This is a genomic window from Chryseobacterium sp. 7, assembly GCF_003663845.1.
In the GTDB taxonomy this organism is placed as follows: Bacteria; Bacteroidota; Bacteroidia; order Flavobacteriales; family Weeksellaceae; genus Chryseobacterium.
The window spans coordinates 1,648,166-1,671,700 of the sequence record NZ_RCCA01000001.1 but is presented as its reverse complement, the minus strand read 5'-3'; the positions used below and the strand labels follow the sequence as shown (position 1 = coordinate 1,671,700).

Below are 23,535 nucleotides of genomic sequence, written 5' to 3'. Positions count from 1 at the left end.
CCTTAATGGTTCAAGATAATCAATCATCAAATTCAAAGAGCGGAATTACAATCCAGCCATTAAGATCACTTAAGCAAGTAAGATTTATTAAAGATTAAGGTTCACAACGAAAAGACAGCAGGCTAAAAAAAATTTAGAATTCTACTGATATTGCCTAAGTTTTAAGAACCTTAATGGCTTAGATTCTAACCCAATAATTTATTTTTCAGTTTATTGAACTGGTATTCTATTTTATCCAGACAAAGATTTCCGATACTTCCCTGGTGGGTATGTTCAAGGTTTCCGGGTTCAAATTCAAACTCGTTGTTTTCAATTTCCTGCCCTACTTTTACATAAGCATCACGGAATGAACTTCCGTTTTTCACTTCTTCATTAATCTTTTCTACGCTGAACAGATATTTGTATTTTTCATCTTCCAGAATTCCGTCTTTTACCTGAATATTCGGTAAAGTATAATTTAGAATTTCCAAACATTCCTTTAAAGAATCTATCGCCGGGAAAAGTATTTCTTTGGTCAACTGTACATCTCTGTGATATCCTGATGGCAAATTGTTTGTCAAAAGAATCAATTCGTTCGGAAGCGACTGAATTCTGTTACATCGTGCACGAACCAGCTCAAAGATATCCGGGTTTTTTTTATGAGGCATAATGCTGCTTCCTGTAGTAAATTCCTTTGGAAAACTAATGAAATCAAAATTCTGACTCAGATACAGACAAACGTCATAAGCAAACTTCCCGAGCGTTCCTGCTAAAGTTGCCATTGCCATTGATAACATTTTCTCCGACTTTCCACGGGTCATCTGAGCATATACCGAATTATAATTCATCGACTGGAAGCCCAGATTATAAGTAGTACTTTCACGATTGATCGGAAAAGATGAACCATAGCCAGCAGCTGATCCCAGTGGATTTTTATTGATGATATTCTTTACAGAAAACAGCATTTCCACATCATCTAAAAGTGCTTCTGCATACGCTCCCAACCACAATCCAAATGATGAAGGCATTGCAATCTGCAGATGGGTATATCCCGGAAGCAGAACATTTTTATGCTGATCCGCCAGTTGAATTAAAATCTGGAAAAATTCATCTGTAAGTGCTGTAATTTCACGGATCTCATCCAATAAATATAATTTTATATCCAGCAAAACCTGATCATTTCTTGATCTTGCGGTATGGATTTTCTTGCCTGTATCTCCTAATTCTTCAATGAGAATAGCTTCTACTTGAGAATGGATATCCTCAGCATCTTTATCAATTTCAAAACTTCCTTCTTCAATTTTATTTAAAATAGTATTCAAAACAGATAACATCTGCTCTGATTCTTCCTGAGTGATAATTCCGGTTTCTGCCAGCATTTTGCAATGTGCCATAGAACCTTTCACGTCATATTTCGCTAAACGTTCATCAAAGTCAAGGTCTTTACCGACTGTAAAGTTATTGACTAATATATTGGTGGCAAGGTCATCCTTCTGCCATATTTTTTTCATAATATTCTGATTTAAAATACTGATGGGTTTTGACATACCCGGCAAGGCAATCCTTATTACTATTAACTATAAAAAAACATTTCCTTATGTAAAGCTTTCATTTCTAATTTTCTTTTTGCATAAATCTTATTAAAAATTAAACTTCAATGCCTGCCGGGCGGAGTCAAAACATATATTGAGCTGGAAGCCTGAGGCTGAGGCTGGAAGCGAATTACAAACTATAATAACTTCCATCTTCCCGCTTCATTCTTCCATTATTTATAACACTTTTTCTAAAATTCTGATGTAGATTTCTATTCCTTCTTCTATTTCATGGATATAGATAAATTCATCTGCTGTGTGAGAGCGCCTACTGTCTCCAGGTCCTAATTTCACGGATGTACATGGAATAATCGCCTGGTCTGAAGAGGTAGGTGAACCGTAAGTTGTCCTTCCGATTTCAATTCCTGCTTTTACGAATGGGTGATCCATTTCGATCTTTGAAGAATTTAGCCTGAACGATCTTGCCGTTAATGTAGATTTCATCTGAGACTGAATAATATCGAATGCTTCCTGATTAGAATATTCATCTGTCACTCTTACATCCAGTGTGAAACTGCATGATTCCGGAACAACGTTATGCTGTACTCCTGCATGAATTCCGGATAAAGTTACTTTCACCTCTCCCAGATATTCTGAAACCTTTGGAAATTTAAAGACAAGAATATTCTGCAAATCCTGCATACATTTTACAATCGAGTTGTCATCATTAGGATGAGCGGCATGAGAAGGAGTACCTTTCATTTCTCCATCAATCACAAGAAGTCCTTTTTCTGCAATCGCCAGATTCATCTGCGTGGGTTCTCCTACAATGGCGAGTTCTACGTTGGGTAGCTGCGGAAACAGAGCTTCTATCCCATCAAATCCTGAGATCTCCTCCTCTGCCGTCAAAGCAATAACTAAATTATATTTTAAATCTTCTTTATTATAAAAATGTAAAAAAACCTGCGCCATAGAAACCAAAGAAGCTCCGGCATCATTACTGCCCAATCCAAATAATTTTCCATCTTTTTCAATAGGAACAAACGGATCCAGCGTGTAAGCTTTGTTAGGTTTTACTGTATCATGATGTGTATTCAGTAAAATGGAAGGTTTAAAAACATCAAAATGTTTATTCACCGCCCAGATGTTATTTTTAAAACGTTTGGTAGGAATCTGATGCTTTTTGAAGAAATTCTCAATTTCCACCGAAGTATTAAACTCATCTTTGCTGAATGAAGGAATCTCAATCAAATTTTTAAGCAATCCGACCGCATTATTCAATAGCTCTTCTTTATTATAAACAGATTTCAGTTCCTGCATGATGATTTTCTATATGATTTTTCAGTTCTGTTTCTTTGATCAAAAACACTTTATTTACATTATTTTTTATGGCTCCCAGAGCATTTTCTAGTTTAGGCAAAATCCCTTTATGAAGTTTTCCCTCTTCTTTCAGTGTGGTAAAATCTTCTTCAGTAACACTTTTGATCACTGATTCGGGATCGTTTACGTCTTCCAAAACTCCTTCTTTATCAAAACAATACAACAGTTCAACTTCATATTTTTCGGAAAGAGCCTGCGCCATTACAGAAGCAATGGTATCCGCATTGGTATTGAAAAGATTTCCTTTTCTATCGTGGGTGATCGCTGAAAACACCGGAACAAGATTAAGTTTCATGAGTTTTGAAACCAGTTTCCTGTTCACACTTTTCTTACTGATATCCCCTACAAATCCAAAATCGATTTCAGGATGCTCTCTTTTCTTAGCCTTGATTAAGTTTCCATCTGCTCCGGAAAAGCCTATAGCATTACATTTTTTCTGCTGAAGCTTTTCAACAATATTTTTATTGATTCCTCCCGCATACACCATCGTTACAATATCCAATGTCTCTTTATCCGTAATCCTTCTTCCATTGATCATTTTCTGCTCGATTCCCAGTTTATCAGCAAGTATTGTTGCCAATTTACCTCCGCCGTGTACAAGGATCTTCTTTTCCTGAATTTCAGAAAATTGTTCTAAGAATTGGGTTAATAATGCTTCATCATCGATCAAAGCTCCGCCAATTTTTATGATGTATAACTTTTCTTTCATTTGTCAACTTTTTGGGATCCTTTTTCATCCTTGTTAAGGTTTTGAACCTTGACAAGGATTATTTTAAGCTTTTAATTCATCTAAAATTTCACTGAATACAGCCTGGGCAGAGAAAATTCGGTTTTTTGCCTGCTGGTAGATGATAGAATGATCTCCATCCATTACTTCATCACTCAACTCCACATTACGGCGAACCGGAAGACAGTGCATTACTTTAGCCTGATTGGTATGGGCTAATTTTTCATTGGTAAGCATCCAGTCTCCTTCCACTTCAGGCATTGCAGCATAATCATCAAAAGAAGACCAGTTTTTTACATAAATAAAGTCTGCATTTTTCAACGCTTCATCCTGATCATGAATTACTTTCACATCTTTTGTGAAGTTTTTATCCAGATCATATCCCTCAGGGTTTGCAATCACTAACTCAACGTCCATTTCCTGCATCCATTCTGCAAAGGAATTTCCAACAGCATGGGCAATAGGTTTGATATGTGGTGCCCACGTCAACACCACTTTGGGTTTGTGGTCTTTTTTCCAGTTTTCTGTAATGGTGATACAATCTGCCAGACTTTGCAACGGGTGACGGGTTGCTGATTCTAATGAAATGACAGGAACTTTTGCATGTTTTTCAAACTGACTTAAGATACTTTCATTCACATCATCTTCTTTGCTCTTCATCCCTGCAAAACAACGTACCGCAATGATATCGCAATATTGGTTTAAAACCTCGATGGCATCTTTGATATGTTCTACAGTGTCACCGTTCATCACTGCTCCGTCAGCAAATTCAAGATTCCAGGCTTCCTGTGCTGCATTTAATGTCAAAACATTTAAACCAAGATTTTGAGCTGCAATCTGACTGCTCAGACGGGTTCTTAAACTTGAATTTAAAAATACAAGTCCGATTGTCTTTCCCTTTCCTTTTTCCGTTTCGGTAAGGGGATCTGCTTTTATCTGTAAAGCTTTTTTTATGATTTCCTGTAAGTTTTCTACATCACTTACAGAGGTAAATTTTTTCATTTTAAAATTGATTTTAAAGATTTTGTTTTTAATCCTTTAGATCCCTTCCAATACTGTTTTCAAAGCATTGATGAAAAGATCAGTTTCCTCTTTTTTGATATTCAGCGCCGGAAGAATCCTAAGTACTGTTTTATCATTCGAGTTTCCAGTGAAAATATGATGACCGAACAGTAATTCTTTCCTTACTTCCGAACAGTCTCTGTCGAGTTCTATTCCGATCATCAATCCTTTCCTTCGGATGGATTCAATATGTGGTAAATCTTTAATTTCATTTTCAATATACTCACCCATCTGCTGAGCATTTTCGATAAGATTTTCATCTTTCATAACATCCAGAACAGCAATGGAAGCTGCACAAGCCAGATGATTTCCTCCAAATGTAGTTCCCAGCAAACCGTTGCTTGCCTGAAACTTAGGATGAATCAAAACTCCACCCACTGGAAATCCGTTCCCCATTCCTTTTGCTGTAGTGATGATATCTGCTTCTACACCAAATTCCTGATGGGCAAAGAAATATCCGCTTCTTCCGTATCCGGACTGTACTTCATCCAAAATAAGAACAGCATCATATTTTTCGCATAGTTCTTTAATTTTAGATAAAAATTCCGGTGTAGGAATCATAATTCCTCCCACTCCCTGAATTCCTTCGATGATTACGGATGAAATTTCACTTCCAAATTTCTCAAAGGTTTCTTCAAGCTGCTGCACATCATTCCATTCTGATTTGATAAATCTTTCAGAAAAGTTAACCGGAGCAACAATTTTTGGATTATCTGTCACAGAAACCGCTGCAGAAGTTCTGCCATGGAATGAACCGGAAAAATAAAGCACCTTGCTTTTTCCATTGTGAAAAGAAGCCAGCTTCAATGCGTTTTCATTGGCTTCCGCCCCAGAATTACATAAAAAAAGGTTGTAATCTTCATATCCTGAAAGTTTCCCTAATTTCTCAGCTAATTCAGTCTGCAATGCATTCTGAACAGAGTTTGAGTAGAAAGATATTTTTTCCAGCTGATCTTTCAGTTTGTTCTGATAATGTGGGTGGTTATGACCAATAGAAATTACAGCATGACCTCCGTAAAAATCAAGATACTTTTCTCCTTTGTCGTCCCAAAGAAAAGATCCCTGAGCTTTAACCGGATTTATATTGAATAATGGATATACGTTGAATAAATTCATTTTTGTTGCTAGTTGTTAGTTTGATGGTTGATCGTTGAAAGTTTGCAGGTCTAAAAGTTATTCTTCGCACTACTGCAACCTATCATCTGCAACCTTCTACCTTATTAATAAATTAGAATGCGATCGGTTTCAGGTTCAGTCCTGCGTTTTCTTCCCAGTTCATGGCCAGATTCATATTCTGAACTGCCTGCCCTGAAGCACCTTTTAACAAATTGTCAATCGCTGAGTGAATAACGACAACATTTCCACTCTTTTCGATCTGAATCACACAGCGATTGGTATTGACAACCTGCTTTAAATCAACTGCCCTGCTACTTACCGTAACGAAAGGCTCCTCCGCATAAAAATCCTGATACCATTGTTCTATTTCCTCCAACGTCAAATCTGTCTTCATGGTGGAACTTGTAAAAATTCCTCTTGCAAAATCTCCTCTCCATGGAACAAAATTCAGGTTTACTTCTTTATTATTAAATGAAATCAGCTGTTGCAAAATCTCATCTACATGTTGATGAGTTAAAGTTTTATAGGCTGAAACATTATCATTTCTCCAGGTAAAATGAGTTGTTGCCTGCAAAGATTGCCCAGCTCCGGTAGAACCAGTGATCCCTGTAGTAAAAACTTCATTTAACACTTTTCTTTTCGCTAATGGCAACAAAGCCAATTGAATAGCTGTAGCAAAACATCCAGGGTTGGCGATACTTTTTGCGCCTGCCAGTTGTTTTTTATTGATTTCCGGCAATCCGTAGATAAAATTTCTGTTTCCAAAGTTTCCTTCTAAACGGAAATCGTTTCCAAGATCAATCACCAGCGTTTCATCTTTAACTGGATTCTGAGTTAACCAGTTTTGACTTTCTTTATGGGGAAGACACAGAAAAAGAATATCTACATCTTCAGATTTGTCCGTCAAAACCATTTCACAAACTGTCGTTAAATCCGGGTACAGATCCGAAATTCTTGTTCCCGAATTCGAACGACTATATAAAAAACTCAATGTCACATGGGGATGAAAAGCCAGTAAGCGTATCAGCTCACTTCCTGTATAACCGTTGGCTCCAATGATTCCTACTGTTTTCTTCATTTTGATTCTGACAGATTTTTGTTCTGCCTTTCATTACATCATCCTTTCGGAATTAGTTGATATTCTGGTTAATCTGATGGTATATATTTAAAGAATTGCTTACAATCTTTGTATATCCTTTCACATCATCTCCTGTCCATGCTCTGTTCGCTTCTCCATAGCTTCCGAATTTATCAGACATCAGGTCATGAGCAGATTCAATTCCATTAAGAATAAATCTGTATGGGTGAAGAGTCACAAATACTTTTCCACTCACTGTTTTCTGAGAATCTACTAAGAAAGATTCAATATTTCTCATGACAGGATCTAAGAAAAGTGCCTCGTGAAGCCAGTTTCCATACCAGTCGGATAACTGCGACTTCATCATTTGCTGATATTTTGAAAGGGTGTGCTTTTCTAATAGATGATGCGCTTTAATAATCACTGATGCGGCTGCCGCTTCAAATCCTACTCTTCCTTTAATTCCAACAATCGTATCTCCTACGTGGATGTCACGACCGATTCCATATGCCGAAGCCAATGTTTCTATTTTTTGAATAGCATATACTGAATGTTCAAAGCTTTCTCCGTTTACTCCTACCACTTCTCCGTTTTTAAACTCGATCTCCAATTCTGAAGGCTGAGTTTCTTTGATTTGAGACGGAAAAGCTTCTTCAGGAAGATAATTTCTTGAAGTCAATGTTTCTTTTCCTCCTACCGAAGTTCCCCAAAGTCCTTTATTGACGGAATATTGCGCTTTCTGGAATTCCATTTCATAACCATGTTCTTTCAAAAACTCAATTTCTTCTTCACGGGACAAAGCCATATCGCGAATGGGCGTAATAATTTCAATATTTGGACACATCACCTGGAAAATCAAGTCAAAACGAACCTGATCATTTCCTGCTCCCGTACTTCCGTGAGCAATAGCATCTGCTTGTACTTCAATTGCATATTTTGCAATTTCCTGCGCCTGAATAGTACGTTCGGCACTCACAGAAAGAGGATACGTATTATTTTTCAGTACATTCCCGAAAATCAAATATTTCACACATGAATTATAATAATCTTCCTGAGCGTCTACGCACCTGTATTCTTTTACTCCAAGGTTTAAAGCTTTTCTCTCCAACTCTTTTTCTTCTTCTTTTGAAAAACCTCCGGTATTTACAGTAACTGCATACACCTCATATCCTAGTGTTTCACTAAGATATTTAGCACAGTAGGAAGTATCTAAACCTCCGCTAAACGCTAAGATGACTTTCTTTTTCATCTGGACTCTTTTTATTTTTATTAATGGTCAAATGGAACTCTCCAATAGAATTCTGGGCAGAATACCCAAAATCACCTTGACTCGTTCCATTATATTTATTTTCAGGTAGATTATCTACTACCTCCTCTTTTTTTTTATCATTTTCAGGAACAAACAACATCGCTGTACACAGACAGTTTTTGCGTTCCTTCATCATTAAAATTTCATAGTTTACACAGTTTTTGCAGCCGTTCCAGAATTCTTCATCCTGAGTCAGTTCAGAATAAATAACTGGCTTATATCCTAAATCACTATTGATTTTCATTACTGCCAAACCTGTTGTTAATCCAAATACTTTCGCATCCGGATATTTGTCTCTAGATAATTGGAAAACCTTCTGCTTAATCTGAGTAGCGACTCCCCCGTTCCTGAATTTCGGTGACACAATAAGCCCCGAATTGGCTACAAACTTCCCATGTGACCAGGTCTCTATATAACAGAAACCTACCCACTCACCGTTTTCAGTGGCTACCACAGCATTGCCCTCTGAAATCTTCTTACTCAAATATTCTATAGAACGTTTTGCGATACCCGTTCCTCTACGCTGTGCAGAATCGTACATTTCCTGCTGTATTTCACTCACATACATTAGATGTTCGCATGAGGAAATTTCTATTTCCATTTATTTATCTAAATTTTTTGGCAAATTTAAAATATAATTTCTTTTAAATCCAAATAAAAAAGATATTTTTTTTGTTTTAAAATTTTATACAGGTAAAATTATCTTTATTGAAAAATGTATATTTGCTAATTTATTATATATTTGCTAAAATAATATATTTATGGAAAATACCTGTCCTAAATGCAAAAGTATCAAAGTGGTAAAAAGCGGCATCATTAATGAGAAACAACGCTTCCACTGCAAAGACTGCAACTATTATTTTACCGTTAAAAAACTGGGAAAACAAATTGATGACTATTATGTCACCAAGGCTCTTCAACTCTATCTGGAGGGCTTAAGCTATCGTGAAATTGAAAGAATCATCGGGGTTTCCCACGTTACGATAAGCTCATGGATTAAAAAATATAATATCACCAGACCTCCCCACTCTGAATTCCATCCTGTTTATAAGATATTAAAGCAGAATGAACTTATAGAATACATTGCACAGGAAGAAAACATTAAAAATTCTGGAATTATTATCACTCAATTTGCTGATAAATACATGCTGATTAAGTGGGAAAGATTTAAGAAATAAGTAGAAAAATGAGTGCATTAGACTAAGAGATAATAGACTGATAAATAATACATTTGACATATTATTCACATCATATATATACTATTACCACTAATATATATTAAATTTTCATAAATAAATTATTAATTACAATTTGGCATTCACAAAAAACAACGCCAAAAATTGATAATTTATGAAGAAATTACTTACATTCATTGGATTAGCTTTAATCAGCAGTTCCTTATATTCACAGGGTTCTCAAGATTATGGTAATGGCTTAAAAATAAACCTTAACCAAAACGGAGATAAATTCGTCAGATTTATTTTATGGGACCAGTTTTGGTTAAGAAACACTTCCATGAATCCCGGAACAATGGTAGGTGGTGAACCTACTGACAACTCATGGAGCCTGGGAAACAGACGATTACGCGCTTTAACCTATGCGCAGATTTCTAAAAGATATATGATCCTACTCCATTTTGGGATTAACAATCAGACGTTCATCAATGGTGGCGCTACAGGCACTTCAGGCACAGGAGGTTATGGAAATGGAAAGAAAACGCAGTTATTTTTTCATGATGCGTGGAATGAATATGCAGTTATTTTACCTGGAGAAGCGGGAAAATTCAGTTTAACTTTAGGGGCAGGTTTGCATTATTACATGGGACTTTCCCGTATGACGATGGCTTCTACGCTTAATTTTCTCACATTAGACTCTCCCGTTTTTTCATGGCCATTGATTGACAATTCAGACCAGTTTGCAAGACAGCTGGGAATGTTTGCAAAAGGAAAATACGGAAAACTGGAATATCGTTTCAGTTTAAATAAACCCTTTGCCACAGATCTTATCCCTGTGAATGTAACAGATCCTTCGAAGGCTGTAGCTGTAGACAACAACGGAAATCCAAGCTTTTCAAAAGCAGGATATGTTGAGTATCAATTTCTTGACGAGGAATCCAACGCGCTCCCTTTCAAAGTGGGGTCTTACCTTGGAACGAAAAAAGTCTTCAATGTAGGTGCCGGTTTTTATCATCAGGCTGACGGAACAAGAACTTCCGTTAATTCGAATATTGAAAAACATGACATTACGCTTTTTGCAGTAGATGCTTTTGCAGATATTCCTTTGGGAGAAGCAAAAAACAAAATGGCTGTTTCTGCCTATGCCGGATATTATAACTACAATTTCGGGCCTAACTATGTAAGAAACCTGGGAACTATGAATATTGGAGCTTCTGATCCTAATTTTATCGGCAATAAAGCCATTGCAGGACCAGGAAATCTGCAACCGACTATCGGAACAGGTAATATTATCTATGCACAGGCTGGATTACTGTTACCAAGTCAGGCCGAAAAACCAAAAATCAGAATACAGCCTTTTGCAGCTTATACTCATAAAAGTTTTGAGGCTTTCGATAAATCCTCATCACAGTTTGATGTGGGAGCCAACTGGTTCATAGACGGGCATCATGCTAAAATCACAACGCAATATTCAACAAGACCGGTTTACACGAGTCCTACGGAAAACCCTTCTTCTAAAGGGGAGTTTATTGTGCAGTTTCAAATCTACTTGTAAAATTTGAACCATTAAGAAGAGTAAAGAATTTAAGATAAGTTAAGCTCCATCAAAGATGGATAAAGCATTCATCTGAATAAATAGCTTTAGCTATAATCTTAATTATTCTTAACCCCTTAAAATCTCTTAACGGTTTAAAACAAATTAAAATCCTATTCCAATAACATCAAAAACTAATCGATATGAGCGAAAATCATCACGAAACCTACGAAAATATGACCGACAGGCAGAAGAACCGCACCATCTGGAGCGTGATCACCGCCTCATCTCTCGGAACATTAATAGAATGGTATGACTTCTATATTTTTGGAAGTTTAGCCGTCGTTTTAGCAACCAAATTTTTTCCTGCTGATAATCCTACTGCAGCATTCTTATCTACATTAGCAACATTTGCTGCCGGATTTGTTGTAAGACCTTTCGGAGCATTATTTTTCGGGAGACTGGGAGATATTATCGGGAGAAAATATACTTTCCTTGTTACTTTGCTGATCATGGGATTTTCTACGTTCCTGATTGGATGTATTCCAAGTTATGAAACCATTGGCTTTATGGCTCCGGTTTTAGTCTTAATCCTGAGACTACTTCAGGGACTTGCTTTAGGAGGTGAATACGGAGGTGCTGCCACTTATGTAGCTGAATATGCCCAACCTCATCGCCGTGGATACTGGACTTCATGGATCCAGACTACCGCAACAGCCGGACTTTTCATTTCATTAATCGTTATTTTAATTACCAAGACAACACTTTCTGCGGAAGAATTTGACAATTGGGGATGGAGAGTCCCGTTTTGGATTTCAATTCTAATGGTAGCTGTATCTTACATTATCAGAAAGAATATGAAGGAGTCTCCTCTTTTTGCGAAAGCTAAAAGTGAGGGAAAAACATCCAAAAACCCCTTAAAAGAAAGCTTTGGAAACAAATATAATTTCAAGTTTGTCTTACTGGCTTTATTTGGGGCTGCAATGGGACAAGGGGTTATCTGGTATACAGGACAGTTCTACGCGATGAGTTTTCTTCAAAAAGTAATGAATGTAGAATCTGCACAGGTAGATTCATTGATGGCAACGGCTTTATTTTTAGGAACTCCTTTCTTTGTATTTTTCGGATGGCTGTCTGATAAAATCGGACGAAAAGCAGTGATGATGACCGGAATGCTGGTTGCTATTCTAGCTTACAGACCTATTTACGACAGCATGTTTAAAAGTGTCAACCTTGAAAACAAAACGGTTGCAGCGAATGGAATTACAGAAAAAAGAACGGCAAAAATCCACAGTGATATTGCAACGGACAGTCTGGTTACTTTTCACAAAGAAACTCTTTACACAGATGGAACTTTAATCAAAAAAGACAGTATCGTTCACTGGTCACCTGCAGGAGTTGTCATGAAAGACGGGAAAGCTGAGGAAGCTAAAGTTTCTCAAAGTTTAAAATTAAGTGATGACACCAAATGGTATCTTGTATTCCTTGTATTTATTCAGGTGATATTTGTGACTATGGTATACGGTCCTATTGCTGCTTTCCTTGTTGAAATGTTCCCTGTGAGAATCCGATACACCTCAATGTCATTGCCTTACCACATCGGAAACGGAGTATTTGGAGGGCTTCTTCCGGCAGTAGCAACTTATCTGGTAACCACTGGAAAAGAAGCAGGACATGCGACATGGTATCTGGAAGGACTTTGGTACCCGATTGGAGTTGCCACAGTATGTTTGGTGATCGGATTGTTTTATCTTAAAAATAAGAACAACAATCTTCACGATTAGGCACTTAATCACTCAAATTTTTATTAATTTTAAAACAACTAAAAATGAACGGACTAAAAAAAATATTAGGCATTCTCTGGATCGCTATCGCGGTGATTGTAGGATATTTCGGAATTACGGTATTGGGAATCCCTAAAATCGCTTCCGGGAAACAGGAAGATCTGGTTTTTGGCATCATCATTCTTTTTGTACTGATGCCGATTATCTCAGGCGGGATGGCTATCTTCGGTTATTATGCTTTAAAAGGAGAATATTCTGACGATAAAATTTAAAACCAATATGGATAATTGATGAATGCTGCATTCATCAATTATCTTTTATCAAATCATTTATGAAAAAAAGACACGAACAAAAACTTATCATATTGAGTGTAGGGCTTATGATCGCTTTCAGTATTCCTATTTCATTGCTTTTCAACAGTGAAAGGAAAGTTTTGGGCTACCCTATGATCCTGATTTATCTGTTCGCGGTCTGGATGATTTCCATTGTGATTTCTTTTGTAATTGTAAAAAGGTATGATGAGTAGTTTCGCATTATTTTTTGTAGTTCTGTTTTATCTTGCCCTTCTTTTCTTAGTTGCTTATCTGGCAGAGAAGAAAAGGAGTAAAATATGGATCAACAATCCTTACATCTACGCTTTGTCTCTTGCGGTGTATTGTACTGCGTGGACGTATTATGGAAGCATTGGTGTGGCAGCTACAAGCGGATTAAACTATCTTCCGATTTACATCGGTCCTATTATGATCATTCCGGCATGGATCTACATCAATACCCGGATTGTAAGAATTTCAAGAGTGAATAAAATAAGCAGTCTTGCCGATTTTATTTCATTGAGATACGGTAACAGCAGAAGTCTGAGTGCCATTATCACTGTAGTCTGTCTTCTAGCAATTGTTCCTTATATTGGGCTGCAGATTAAAGCTATTTCTGAAACCTTTCATTTGGTGACGGAAACACCGATGTCTAAAGATATTCTGACTGATAACGCGACTTTTGTAGTCGTTTTAATTGCCTTATTTTCTTCTTATTATGGAACAAGATACGTAGATGCCTCAGAAAAACGTTTGGGAATTATCTCTGCCATTGCACTGGAAAGCTTTTTAAAACTATTTTTTATTATTATTCTTGGACTTTTCGTGATTTATTATGCTTTTGATGGGTTCTCAGATATCTATGAGAAGGCCAGCAAATTCGAAGATTTTAAAGAAAAAAATACATTCAATGGAATTGAAGGTGCTATGAACTGGATGGTTCTGTGTATGATTTCTGCAACAGCAATCTGCATTCTTCCAAGACAATTTCACACCGCAATTGTTGAGAACAGACAGGAAAAGCACATTAGAACAGCCATCTGGTTTTTCCCGCTTTACCTTTTAATCTTTACCATCTTTATTTTCCCGATTGCATGGGGAGGAAGACTGATTTTTGACGGACAAAAAGTAAATCCGGAGTTCTACTCTATTCTCATTCCGCAGCATTTTGACAATACTTTGATCACTGTGCTTGTTTTTCTTGGCGGATTAAGCTCATGTATTTCTATGATCATTATCTCTGCCATTACTTTATCCATCATGCTTTCCAACAACCTCATCATTCCATACGGATTGCTGGGAAAATTAAAGTCTGAAAGTGAAGAAAAAAATACAAGAAGTATTACCAACATCAGAAAATTCAGCATTTTTGCCCTGATCATCATGGCTTTTGCCTTTTATAAATATTTCATTCTGAAGACCTCGCTGGATTCTGTAGGATTGATTTCATTTGTGGTGATTGCACAACTTGCCCCTGCATTTTTCGGCGCTTTGTTCTGGAGAAGAGGAAGTTATAAAGGCGCTGTTACAGGACTTTTAGCTGGATTAATAATCTGTTATTTCGGATTGATTATTCCGCAATATTATTTTTCGTACAATCAGGAATTTAAAGGAATTATCAGGGAAATGTATGACGCTTTCGGCTTTTTCACTATTCCTTATTTAGGAAGAATTCCGCAGATCTTTTTCTGGTCAATGCTCGTAAATACAAGTCTGTTTACCATTGTTTCTGTGAGCTCAAAAGGAAATTACCGCGAAAGAAACTTTGCTGAATTATATGTGGATATAGACAAATACATTCAAAATCATGAAAATGCTTTCATCTGGCGCGGAACGGCTTATATTTCAGATATCCAGAATATTCTGGAACGTTTTTTAGGCAAAAATAAAACAGAACAGGCATTAAGAATTTTTAATTTAAAGTATAATATTGATTCCAAAACTGAAACTGCCGACTCAAGATTTATCAAATTCTCAGAAAATCTTTTAGCCGGAAGAATTGGAACCGCTTCCGCAAAAATATTAATAGAAGGCGTTACCAAAGAAGATAAAATATCTTTAAAAGAGGTTTTGAATATCCTTGAAGAATCACAGGAAAATATCAGTTTAAATAAAAAACTTACCGAACAGTCTGAGGAGCTGCAAAAACTTTCCGATGACTTAAGAACAGCCAATGAAAGCCTGATCGTCAAAGACCGTCAAAAAGACGACTTTCTTGATTCGGTTGCCCATGAGCTGAGAACTCCAATTACAGCCATCCGTTCTGCCGGAGAAATCTTAGCCGATGATGATGATATTCCTTTTGACATCAAACAGGAGTTTTTAAACAACATTGTTACAGAATCTGACCGATTGAGCGAAATTATCAACGATATTCTTTATCTGGACAAATTACAGCACGGCGAAATCTCTCTACACATTAAGGAAAATAATATTATTGAAACGTATAAAAAGGCTTTAAACCCACTTCTTCATCTGATACAGCAGAAAAATATTCATTTAAGTGAAGTTAATCTCCTGAATCAGTTTATCTTTGAATATGATGAAGCGAGAATGATTCAGCTGTTTCAGAATATCTGGGGAAATGCGTTAAAATTTACCGAAGAACAGGGAACCATTCAGACTAAATTATTTGAAAAAGACCAGGAGCTTGTCATTACCATTTTCAATACCGGAAAACATATTCCGGAAGAGGATCTGGAAATGATTTTTGACAAGTTTTACCAGTCGAAAAACCAAAATATTTTAAAGCCTACGGGAAGCGGACTGGGGCTGGCCATTTCCAAAAAAATTGTACAGGCACACGGAGGAAGTATAAAAGCCGAAAACAGCGGACTGGGCGTAACTTTCACCATCAGCATTCCCGAAAAAACTAAAAAAGAGATTACAAATGAAGTTGAACACCATTAAAACCTTCTTATGAGAAAGATTATCATTGCGGATGACGAACATAAAATATTAATGTCGCTGGAATACAGCTTTAAGAAAAACGGATACGATGTCTATATTGCCCGTGACGGAACAGAGGTACTTGAATTCCTGAAAACAATGGTTCCTGACGTGATCCTTCTCGATATTATGATGCCTAATCTTGATGGGTACAGCACCCTTGACCTTATCAAACAGGATGAAAAACTGAAAAACACCAAAGTCATCTTTCTGAGTGCTAAAAACAATCCCAGAGATATTGAAAAAGGATTGGAAATGGGAGCAGATGCCTACGTCACAAAGCCCTACTCGATTAAGAAACTGATGCAGCAGATTGAGGAGATGTTTTAACACGGTAAGATTAAACCATTAAGAGATTGCTTCGGCTTCGGCTCGCAATGACATACAGACACTAAACACAACTATTGACCTTGATATTGACATGAAAACAGATACATTATTTAAACAAAGCATAGAAAGCAAAGAAGACTTCTGGAAAAAACAAGCAGAAGAAATCAAATGGTTTGAATTTCCGCAACAGATTCTTTCTAAAGACGAAAATGATTACCCCCAATGGTTTTCGGACGGAAAGCTCAATATGTGCTATTTGTGCATTGACAAACACATTGAAGACGGTTTCGGAGATCAGGTGGCAATTGTTTACGACTCTCCTGTAACCAACCAGAAGAAAACTTACACTTTCCATCAGGCAAAAGAGGAAATTGCAAAACTGGCAGGAGGATTGGTTTCTCTGGGATTAAAAAAAGGAGATACAGCCGTTATTTATATGCCGATGATTCCACAAACACTTTTTGCCATGCTTGCCTGTGCAAGAATCGGAGTCATTCATAATGTTGTTTTTGGAGGATTTGCACCTCATGAACTTGTGGTGAGAATTGACGACTGCAAGCCTAAAGTTCTCATCACAGCCACAGCCGGTGTGGAAATCGCCAAAAGAATTCCATATTTGCCATTGGTAGAAAAAGCAATTGAACTGACACAGGATAAAGTAGACAATATCATCGTATATAACAGAAAGTTAGTCGATAATCAGGATGAGATGTTTGACGGACTTATTGATTATGAGGAGCTAGTAGAAAAATCGTCTCCGGCAGACTGCATTTCTGTGGAATCTACTCATCCGCTTTATTTGCTTTACACTTCGGGAACTACCGGAAAACCCAAAGGTATTGTTCGGGACACCGGAGGTTATGCCACTGCATTACAATTCTCCATGACTTATGTTTATGGTGTAGAGCCAGGAGAAACGTATTGGGCCGCTTCAGACTTTGGATGGGCTGTAGGACACAGTTTTTCTGTGTATGGACCCTTAATCAATAGAAATACAACGATAATTTTTGAAGGAAAACCCATCATGACTCCTGATGCAGGAACTTTCTGGAGAATTATTTCAGAATATAAAGTTTCGGTGATGTTTACAGCACCTACTGCGATCAGAGCCATTAAAAAAGAAGATCCGAACGGAGAGCTGGTAAAAAAATATGATTTAACCCATTTCAAAAAACAGTTTCTGGCGGGTGAAAGATGTGATGTGGCAACTCTGGACTGGTTTGCAGAACATATCGGAGTTCCGGCTATAGACCACTGGTGGCAGACAGAATCCGGCTGGCCAATGCTTGGATTATTGACTCATGATGAAAATTATCAGATTAAAAGAGCATCCGCAGGGAAACCAATTCCAGGATATGACATTAAAATATTTGATGAAAACGGATTGGAACTCGATCCTCATCACGAAGGCTATCTGGTGATCAAACTTCCACTTCCACCCGGCGCTATGCTTGGAATATGGAAAGACTACGAACGTTTTGAAAACAGTTATCTGTCTCAGTACAAAGGATATTATTTTTCAGGAGACGGTGCGATACAGGATGAAGACGGTTATATTTTCATCACAGGAAGAGTGGACGATGTAATTAATGTTGCAGGACACAGACTTTCTACTTCTGAAATGGAGGAAATTGTTTCTTCACATCCTGATGTTGCAGAATGTGCGGTAGTAGGGATTGATGATGATTTAAAGGGTCAGATTCCTTTTGCTACAGTTGTATTGAAGAACGGCTCAGCTATTTCTGAAACAGACATTGAAAAAGATATCATTCAGATGGTCCGCAACAAAATTGGAGCAGTAGCCTTTCTGAAAAATGTAATGGTTGTCAAACGTTTACCTAAAACAAGATCAGGAAAAATTTTAAGAAAGCTGATCAGAACGCTTCTTGACAGGAAGGATTTCCAAATTCCATCGACTATTGATGATGAGAAAATCATTGATGAAATTCAGGAAAAAATCAAGGAATATAGGGGTTAAACGGGAAATTAAACTTAAATTTAAATACATGTTTAATTCAATATAAAAATTAAACCACTAAGAGAAGTAAAGATGTTAAGAAAGGTTAAGTTCATCAAAGATGAATAAAATAAATAGCTTACTTAATGATATTAAATCATTGAGTTGTTTAAACTTATCAAAAATATTGGATCTTTCTTAATGGTTTAAGAAAGATGTAAGCAGTAAAGCATAGTTAAGTTAAGATCAATCACTCTGATTTTTAAGCTTAAAGCGAAGCTCATCTTAATACTCTAAACATCTTAATGCAATCTTAATGGTTCAAAAAAGTTTAAACAAGTTCCATTAAAATTTAGTAGCTTAAAAATCAAAACATAAAAAATTTATCAAAATAAAATCAATAAAAACGAAAGGGATATGAGAAATTACTTAATAGAAGATTTACCACAATATTTTGAAGATTATAAAAAGTCTATCAAAAATCCTAAAAAATTCTGGGATAAGGTAGCAGATCAAAACTTTGTGTGGTACCAAAGATGGAGCAAGGTTGTTAAGTACGATATGAATGAAGCGAAGATTACATGGTTCAAGAACGCAAAACTCAATATTACCAAAAACTGTATCGACAGACACCTTACCATAAGAGGAGAAAAAACAGCAATCATATGGGAACCTAACGATCCAAAAGAAGAAGCACAGCATATTTCTTACAATGAACTGTATACCCGCGTTAATAAAACGGCCAATGTTTTACGCGATATGGGTATTGAAAAAGGAGACAGAGTCTGCATCTATCTTCCCATGATTCCTGAACTGGCAGTTACTATGCTTGCCTGTGCAAAACTGGGAGCTGTACACTCTGTTATTTTTGCAGGATTCTCAGCTTCGGCAGTGGCTTCAAGAGTCAATGACTGTGAGGCAAAAATGGTGATCACTTCAGACGGAAGCTATAGAGGTAATAAAGTTCTGGATCTGAAAACGATTGTAGATGATGCTGTGGAGAAAACTCCAACCGTTGAGAAAGTTCTTGTTGTAAAAAGAACCCACAACCAAATTACTATGAAAGAAGGAAGAGATTACTGGATGGCTGATCTGTATGAGAAAGCTTCTCCTGATTTCGTTACCATAATTATGGATTCTGAAGATCCGCTTTTCATTTTATATACTTCCGGATCTACAGGAAAACCAAAAGGAATGCTTCATACCTGCGCTGGCTATATGGTGTATACCGCCTATACCTTCAAAAATGTCTTTAATTATAAAGAAAATGATATTTATTGGTGTACAGCAGATATCGGATGGATCACCGGACATTCCTACATTCTTTACGGACCATTATTGAATGGAGCTACCACCGTCATTTTTGAGGGAGTTCCTACTTATCCTGAACCAGACCGTTTCTGGGAAGTGATTGAAAAACATAAAATCACTCAGTTTTACACCGCTCCTACTGCCATCCGTTCTTTAGCAAAAGAAAGTACAGAATGGGTAGATAAACATGACCTCAGCTCTCTGAAAGTTATTGGCTCCGTAGGTGAACCTATCAACGATGAAGCATGGCATTGGTTCAATGATCATGTAGGAAAGAAAAAATGCCCGATTGTAGACACCTGGTGGCAGACGGAAACAGGAGGAATTATGATTTCACCATTACCTTTTGTGACACCAACCAAACCAACTTACGCTACCCTTCCACTTCCAGGTGTACAGCCCGTTCTGATGGATGATAAGCGAAATGAAATTACAGGAAATCAGGTTACAGGAAATCTTTGTATCCGCTTTCCATGGCCGGGAATTGCAAGAACCATCTGGGGTGACCACCAAAGATATAAAGAGACTTATTTCACAGCATTCCCAGGGAAATATTTTACAGGAGATGGTGCTTTGAGAGATGAAGTCGGCTATTACAGAATTACGGGTCGTGTAGATGATGTGATCATTGTTTCCGGACACAATCTGGGAACAGCACCAATTGAAGACAGTATCAACCAGCATCCTGCCGTTGCGGAATCTGCTATTGTAGGTTATCCTCACGACATCAAAGGAAATGCACTGTATGGTTATGTAATGCTTAAAGAATCTGGCGAAGGCCGTGATAAAGAAAACCTAAAGAAGGAAATCAACCAGCTTATTTCAGATCAGATTGGACCGATTGCCAAGCTGGATAAGATACAGTTTGTTTCCGGACTGCCAAAAACGCGTTCAGGAAAGATTATGCGTAGAATCCTGAGAAAAATTGCTGAGGGTGACTTCAGTAATTTCGGAGACATCAGTACGCTTTTAAATCCTGAAATTGTAGAGGAGATTAAAAACGAAAGAATCTAAATCTAATCAATTTTTTAACCAATAGAAGCCCTGAAAGTCATTTTCGGGGCTTTTTATTGCACTACAATACTATCATAGATAACCTATTTAAATTGATTAAAGTTCCCTAATTTTTCCAAAATCAGAATAAATGAATTTACTCAATTGTTAAATTTAAACACATGTTCAATAATTATTCTTAAATATTATCATTTTCTATTGAAAACTCAATGTTAATTAACAAATATTATTACCTTAACCACAATAATAATTAGAAAATTATTACTAACTTTAGTCATAACTTTAAAACCAATTAACTATGTCACATATATTAGCTGGAGTATTTGCTCATCACAGCGACTACAAAAAACTGGAAAGTGATCTGGAGAACTCAGGATTTGAAAATGCAGATTACATTGTATACCTTAATGAAGGTTCTAATAATTCCCAATATCTGGCCAGCGTTACTGTAAAAGATATTAACCAGATTGACCTTGCACGGAATGCCTTTGTTCAGAATGCTGCTTTGAAATCATACCTGTTTGAAAACATGAACATCAATGAAACCAATTACGATACCATCAAAAAGTATATTGATGCTAGAAACAGAGCTGAAATTCAGAACAGCCCTGATATTAAAATCAAAACGTCCAGTGACGGAATGAATTCTGAAGTGAAATTCTAATCGATATAAAAATCTAATAGCCGGAGATCCGTAGTGCATACTGCGGATCTTTTATCTTTGAAAAAATTAAAAAATTTCGTATTTTCGTGATATTATAGGCATGCACACAAATGAGTTACGATTTAGAACAAGAGAATAAAGAGATCCTAGCAAGATATAAGGATCTGATTTCTAATACATACAGAACGTTGGATGAGGAAAATAATAAGCTCATCCGAAAGGCATTCGACATTGCTCTGGATGCCCACAAGGATCAAAGGAGAAAATCCGGAGAACCTTACATCTACCACCCTATTGCTGTTGCTAAAATTGTAGCTACAGAGATTGGTCTGGGAGCAACTTCTATTGCCTGTGCGCTTTTGCATGATGTGATTGAAGACTCCGATTATACCTACGATGATCTGAAAAAAATCTTCGGTGAAAAAATTGCAAATATCGTGAATGGATTGACCAAAATTTCCATTATGAATCACCAGAATATTTCTGTACAGTCCGAAAATTACAGGAAACTGTTACTCACATTATCCGAGGATTTCAGGGTTATTCTGATCAAAATTGCAGACCGTCTTCATAATATGAGGACTTTGGAAAGCATGGCTCCGGACAAGCAGAAAAAAATCGCCTCAGAAACGGTTTATATCTATGCGCCCATGGCTCACCGTCTTGGATTGTACAACATCAAATCTGAGCTGGAAGACCTTTCCTTAAAATATAACAGCCCCGAAGTATATAACGAGATTACGGAAAAATTGGAACTTGCCAAGGAAAACCGTGAGCGATATATCAATGAGTTTACAAAAGAAGTATCGGCAAGGCTTGGTGAAGAAGGTTTAAACTTTAAAATTAAAGGCCGCGCAAAGGCCATCTCTTCCATCTACAGAAAGATGCTTAAACAGGGAGTTTCTTTTGAGGAAGTTTTTGATAACTATGCCATCAGGATTATTTATAAATCGGATGCGAAAAATGAAAAATTCCTTGCCTGGAAAATCTACTCTATCGTTACGGATGTTTACCACAGTAATCCTTCCAGAATGCGTGACTGGATTACCCAACCCCGTTCTACAGGATACGAAAGTCTGCATTTAACGGTTTTAGGACCAGACAGAAAGTGGATTGAAGTACAGATCCGTTCTGAAAGAATGGACGAAATTGCCGAAAAAGGGGTTGCTGCCCATTATAAATACAAAGAAGGCTACAAACAGAGTTCGGACGACAGAAACTTTGAAAAATGGGTAACAGAAATCCGTGAAGTACTGGAACAGCAGCAGAACCTTTCCACTTCAGAACTTTTGGATAATATTAAGCTTAATTTATATTCTAAAGAAGTTTTTGTCTTTACCCCGAAAGGAGAAATTAAAATTCTGCCAACCAATGCTACAGCCTTAGATTTTGCTTTCTCAGTCCATTCTGATCTGGGAATGAAGTGCTTAGGAGCTAAAATCAACGGAAAGCTGGTTCCAATCTCCTATATCCTTCAAAACGGAGATCAGGTAGACATTCTTTCTTCACAGAATCAGAAACCAAAATCTGACTGGCTGGAATTCGTAGTAACTTCGAAGGCCAAATCCAAGATCAAAAGTTATCTGAATTCTCAAAAAAACCAATTGGTAGAGGAAGGAAAAGAAATTTTACAGAGAAAACTTCGTCATGCGAAAATCAATTTTAATGATGAAGAAATTAATAAGCTCCAGAAGTTCTTTAATTTAAAATCTTCTCAGGAACTCTTTCTTAAATTTCAAACTAACGAATTGGATGTTAGCAGCTTAAGAAAATATATTGAAAGTAAAAATGTATTCAACAATTTACTTTCAAGGTTCAGAAAATCACCTAATAAAAGCCAGCATTTCGAGGAACATAAAGAAGAAAACCTTGACATGATTGTCTTTGGAAAAGATGAAGAAAAACTGAACTACAGCTATGCAAAATGCTGTACAGTGATTCCGGGTGATAAAATTTTCGGATTCATCACCATCTCAGACGGAATTAAAGTTCACAGTGATACCTGCCCGAATGCTATTAATTTGAGAGCACAGTATGATTACCGTGTCATTCCGGCCAAATGGGTGAATGCTGAAAGCTTCAAAAACAGAGTAAAAATTGAAATTGAAGGATTGGACAGAATGGGAATGATTAATGATATCACTACCGTTATCAGCGGAAGTATGGGAATGGACATGAAAAGCATGTCTATTGAATCCAACAATGGTGTTTTCACAGGAAATATCAATCTCGAAGTCAAAAATAAAGGTCAGCTGGAAGAGACCTTTAAAAAACTTAAAAGTATTAATGGTGTTTCCATAGTGAGGCGACTACAATCATAAAC

General features: G+C 36.9%; 19 protein-coding genes. 11 read left to right on the top strand and 8 right to left on the bottom strand.

Features of this window, described 5'->3' with window-relative positions:
- Positions 1 to 185 precede the first annotated feature (185 nt).
- The 8 genes from argH to CLU97_RS07610 form a co-directional block, all read right to left on the bottom strand.
- Complete coding sequence (gene argH / locus CLU97_RS07645; RefSeq protein WP_121489681.1) at positions 186 to 1,490, bottom strand: argininosuccinate lyase; 1,305 nt, start codon at positions 1,488 to 1,490, stop codon at positions 186 to 188.
- Between the two features lie 258 nt (positions 1,491 to 1,748).
- Positions 1,749 to 2,831, bottom strand: a complete 1,083-nt coding sequence (locus CLU97_RS07640) for a M20 family metallo-hydrolase (protein ID WP_121487399.1) — start codon at positions 2,829 to 2,831, stop codon at positions 1,749 to 1,751.
- On the bottom strand, positions 2,806 to 3,600 hold the full coding sequence (argB, locus tag CLU97_RS07635) for an acetylglutamate kinase (RefSeq protein WP_121487398.1): 795 nt from the start codon (positions 3,598 to 3,600) through the stop codon (positions 2,806 to 2,808). Before argB ends, CLU97_RS07640 begins: the two co-directional genes overlap by 26 nt.
- A 63-nt stretch (positions 3,601 to 3,663) precedes the next feature.
- Positions 3,664 to 4,620, bottom strand: coding sequence for an N-acetylornithine carbamoyltransferase (locus CLU97_RS07630; protein WP_121487397.1), 957 nt, complete (start codon positions 4,618 to 4,620; stop codon positions 3,664 to 3,666).
- A gap of 36 nt (positions 4,621 to 4,656) precedes the next feature.
- Positions 4,657 to 5,796, bottom strand: coding sequence for an aspartate aminotransferase family protein (locus tag CLU97_RS07625; RefSeq protein WP_121487396.1), 1,140 nt, complete (start codon positions 5,794 to 5,796; stop codon positions 4,657 to 4,659).
- A gap of 112 nt (positions 5,797 to 5,908) precedes the next feature.
- On the bottom strand, positions 5,909 to 6,874 hold the full coding sequence (gene argC / locus CLU97_RS07620) for an N-acetyl-gamma-glutamyl-phosphate reductase (protein WP_121487395.1): 966 nt from the start codon (positions 6,872 to 6,874) through the stop codon (positions 5,909 to 5,911).
- A gap of 52 nt (positions 6,875 to 6,926) precedes the next feature.
- Positions 6,927 to 8,123 (bottom strand): argininosuccinate synthase, encoded by a 1,197-nt coding sequence (locus tag CLU97_RS07615; RefSeq protein ID WP_121487394.1) that lies wholly within the window; start codon positions 8,121 to 8,123, stop codon positions 6,927 to 6,929.
- A complete protein-coding gene (locus CLU97_RS07610; protein ID WP_121487393.1) occupies positions 8,095 to 8,784 on the bottom strand; it encodes a GNAT family N-acetyltransferase in 690 nt (229 codons plus the stop codon). Before CLU97_RS07610 ends, CLU97_RS07615 begins: the two co-directional genes overlap by 29 nt.
- A 160-nt stretch (positions 8,785 to 8,944) precedes the next feature.
- Between CLU97_RS07610 and CLU97_RS07605 the strand changes: the two genes are divergently transcribed.
- The 11 genes from CLU97_RS07605 to CLU97_RS07555 all read left to right on the top strand — a co-directional run bounded on the left by CLU97_RS07605 (position 8,945) and on the right by CLU97_RS07555 (position 23,533).
- Positions 8,945 to 9,361: a helix-turn-helix domain-containing protein gene (locus tag CLU97_RS07605; protein WP_121487392.1), complete on the top strand. Its 417-nt coding sequence runs from the start codon at positions 8,945 to 8,947 to the stop codon at positions 9,359 to 9,361.
- A gap of 172 nt (positions 9,362 to 9,533) precedes the next feature.
- Positions 9,534 to 10,913, top strand: coding sequence for a porin (locus CLU97_RS07600; RefSeq protein ID WP_121487391.1), 1,380 nt, complete (start codon positions 9,534 to 9,536; stop codon positions 10,911 to 10,913).
- A 182-nt stretch (positions 10,914 to 11,095) separates the two neighbouring features.
- Complete coding sequence (locus tag CLU97_RS07595) at positions 11,096 to 12,676, top strand: MFS transporter (RefSeq protein WP_121487390.1); 1,581 nt, start codon at positions 11,096 to 11,098, stop codon at positions 12,674 to 12,676.
- A gap of 44 nt (positions 12,677 to 12,720) precedes the next feature.
- Positions 12,721 to 12,948, top strand: a complete 228-nt coding sequence (locus CLU97_RS07590) for a DUF6814 family protein (protein ID WP_034696261.1) — start codon at positions 12,721 to 12,723, stop codon at positions 12,946 to 12,948.
- A 59-nt stretch (positions 12,949 to 13,007) separates the two neighbouring features.
- On the top strand, positions 13,008 to 13,202 hold the full coding sequence (locus CLU97_RS07585; protein WP_121487389.1) for a hypothetical protein: 195 nt from the start codon (positions 13,008 to 13,010) through the stop codon (positions 13,200 to 13,202).
- A complete protein-coding gene (locus CLU97_RS07580) occupies positions 13,195 to 15,897 on the top strand; it encodes an ATP-binding protein (RefSeq protein ID WP_183084630.1) in 2,703 nt (900 codons plus the stop codon). Before CLU97_RS07585 ends, CLU97_RS07580 begins: the two co-directional genes overlap by 8 nt.
- Positions 15,898 to 15,906: 9 nt before the next feature.
- Positions 15,907 to 16,266, top strand: coding sequence for a response regulator transcription factor (locus CLU97_RS07575; protein ID WP_105701617.1), 360 nt, complete (start codon positions 15,907 to 15,909; stop codon positions 16,264 to 16,266).
- A 91-nt stretch (positions 16,267 to 16,357) separates the two neighbouring features.
- Positions 16,358 to 18,244, top strand: a complete 1,887-nt coding sequence (locus CLU97_RS07570; RefSeq protein WP_121487387.1) for an AMP-binding protein — start codon at positions 16,358 to 16,360, stop codon at positions 18,242 to 18,244.
- A gap of 375 nt (positions 18,245 to 18,619) precedes the next feature.
- Positions 18,620 to 20,548: an acetate--CoA ligase gene (gene acs / locus CLU97_RS07565; RefSeq protein ID WP_262690701.1), complete on the top strand. Its 1,929-nt coding sequence runs from the start codon at positions 18,620 to 18,622 to the stop codon at positions 20,546 to 20,548.
- Between the two features lie 298 nt (positions 20,549 to 20,846).
- Positions 20,847 to 21,212, top strand: a complete 366-nt coding sequence (locus tag CLU97_RS07560; protein ID WP_121487385.1) for a hypothetical protein — start codon at positions 20,847 to 20,849, stop codon at positions 21,210 to 21,212.
- Between the two features lie 110 nt (positions 21,213 to 21,322).
- Positions 21,323 to 23,533, top strand: coding sequence for a RelA/SpoT family protein (locus tag CLU97_RS07555; RefSeq protein ID WP_121487384.1), 2,211 nt, complete (start codon positions 21,323 to 21,325; stop codon positions 23,531 to 23,533).
- Positions 23,534 to 23,535 lie beyond the last annotated feature (2 nt).

Bases quoted from the DNA above. Each gene is read 5' to 3' on its own strand.
- argH (WP_121489681.1), bottom strand. From the start codon at position 1,490: ATGAAAAAAATATGGCAGAAGGATGACCTTGCCACCAATATATTAGTC.
- CLU97_RS07640 (WP_121487399.1), bottom strand. From the start codon at position 2,831: ATGCAGGAACTGAAATCTGTTTATAATAAAGAAGAGCTATTGAATAAT.
- argB (WP_121487398.1), bottom strand. From the start codon at position 3,600: ATGAAAGAAAAGTTATACATCATAAAAATTGGCGGAGCTTTGATCGAT.
- CLU97_RS07630 (WP_121487397.1), bottom strand. From the start codon at position 4,620: ATGAAAAAATTTACCTCTGTAAGTGATGTAGAAAACTTACAGGAAATC.
- CLU97_RS07625 (WP_121487396.1), bottom strand. From the start codon at position 5,796: ATGAATTTATTCAACGTATATCCATTATTCAATATAAATCCGGTTAAA.
- argC (WP_121487395.1), bottom strand. From the start codon at position 6,874: ATGAAGAAAACAGTAGGAATCATTGGAGCCAACGGTTATACAGGAAGT.
- CLU97_RS07615 (WP_121487394.1), bottom strand. From the start codon at position 8,123: ATGAAAAAGAAAGTCATCTTAGCGTTTAGCGGAGGTTTAGATACTTCC.
- CLU97_RS07610 (WP_121487393.1), bottom strand. From the start codon at position 8,784: ATGGAAATAGAAATTTCCTCATGCGAACATCTAATGTATGTGAGTGAA.
- CLU97_RS07605 (WP_121487392.1), top strand. From the start codon at position 8,945: ATGGAAAATACCTGTCCTAAATGCAAAAGTATCAAAGTGGTAAAAAGC.
- CLU97_RS07600 (WP_121487391.1), top strand. From the start codon at position 9,534: ATGAAGAAATTACTTACATTCATTGGATTAGCTTTAATCAGCAGTTCC.
- CLU97_RS07595 (WP_121487390.1), top strand. From the start codon at position 11,096: ATGAGCGAAAATCATCACGAAACCTACGAAAATATGACCGACAGGCAG.
- CLU97_RS07590 (WP_034696261.1), top strand. From the start codon at position 12,721: ATGAACGGACTAAAAAAAATATTAGGCATTCTCTGGATCGCTATCGCG.
- CLU97_RS07585 (WP_121487389.1), top strand. From the start codon at position 13,008: ATGAAAAAAAGACACGAACAAAAACTTATCATATTGAGTGTAGGGCTT.
- CLU97_RS07580 (WP_183084630.1), top strand. From the start codon at position 13,195: ATGAGTAGTTTCGCATTATTTTTTGTAGTTCTGTTTTATCTTGCCCTT.
- CLU97_RS07575 (WP_105701617.1), top strand. From the start codon at position 15,907: ATGAGAAAGATTATCATTGCGGATGACGAACATAAAATATTAATGTCG.
- CLU97_RS07570 (WP_121487387.1), top strand. From the start codon at position 16,358: ATGAAAACAGATACATTATTTAAACAAAGCATAGAAAGCAAAGAAGAC.
- CLU97_RS07560 (WP_121487385.1), top strand. From the start codon at position 20,847: ATGTCACATATATTAGCTGGAGTATTTGCTCATCACAGCGACTACAAA.
- CLU97_RS07555 (WP_121487384.1), top strand. From the start codon at position 21,323: ATGAGTTACGATTTAGAACAAGAGAATAAAGAGATCCTAGCAAGATAT.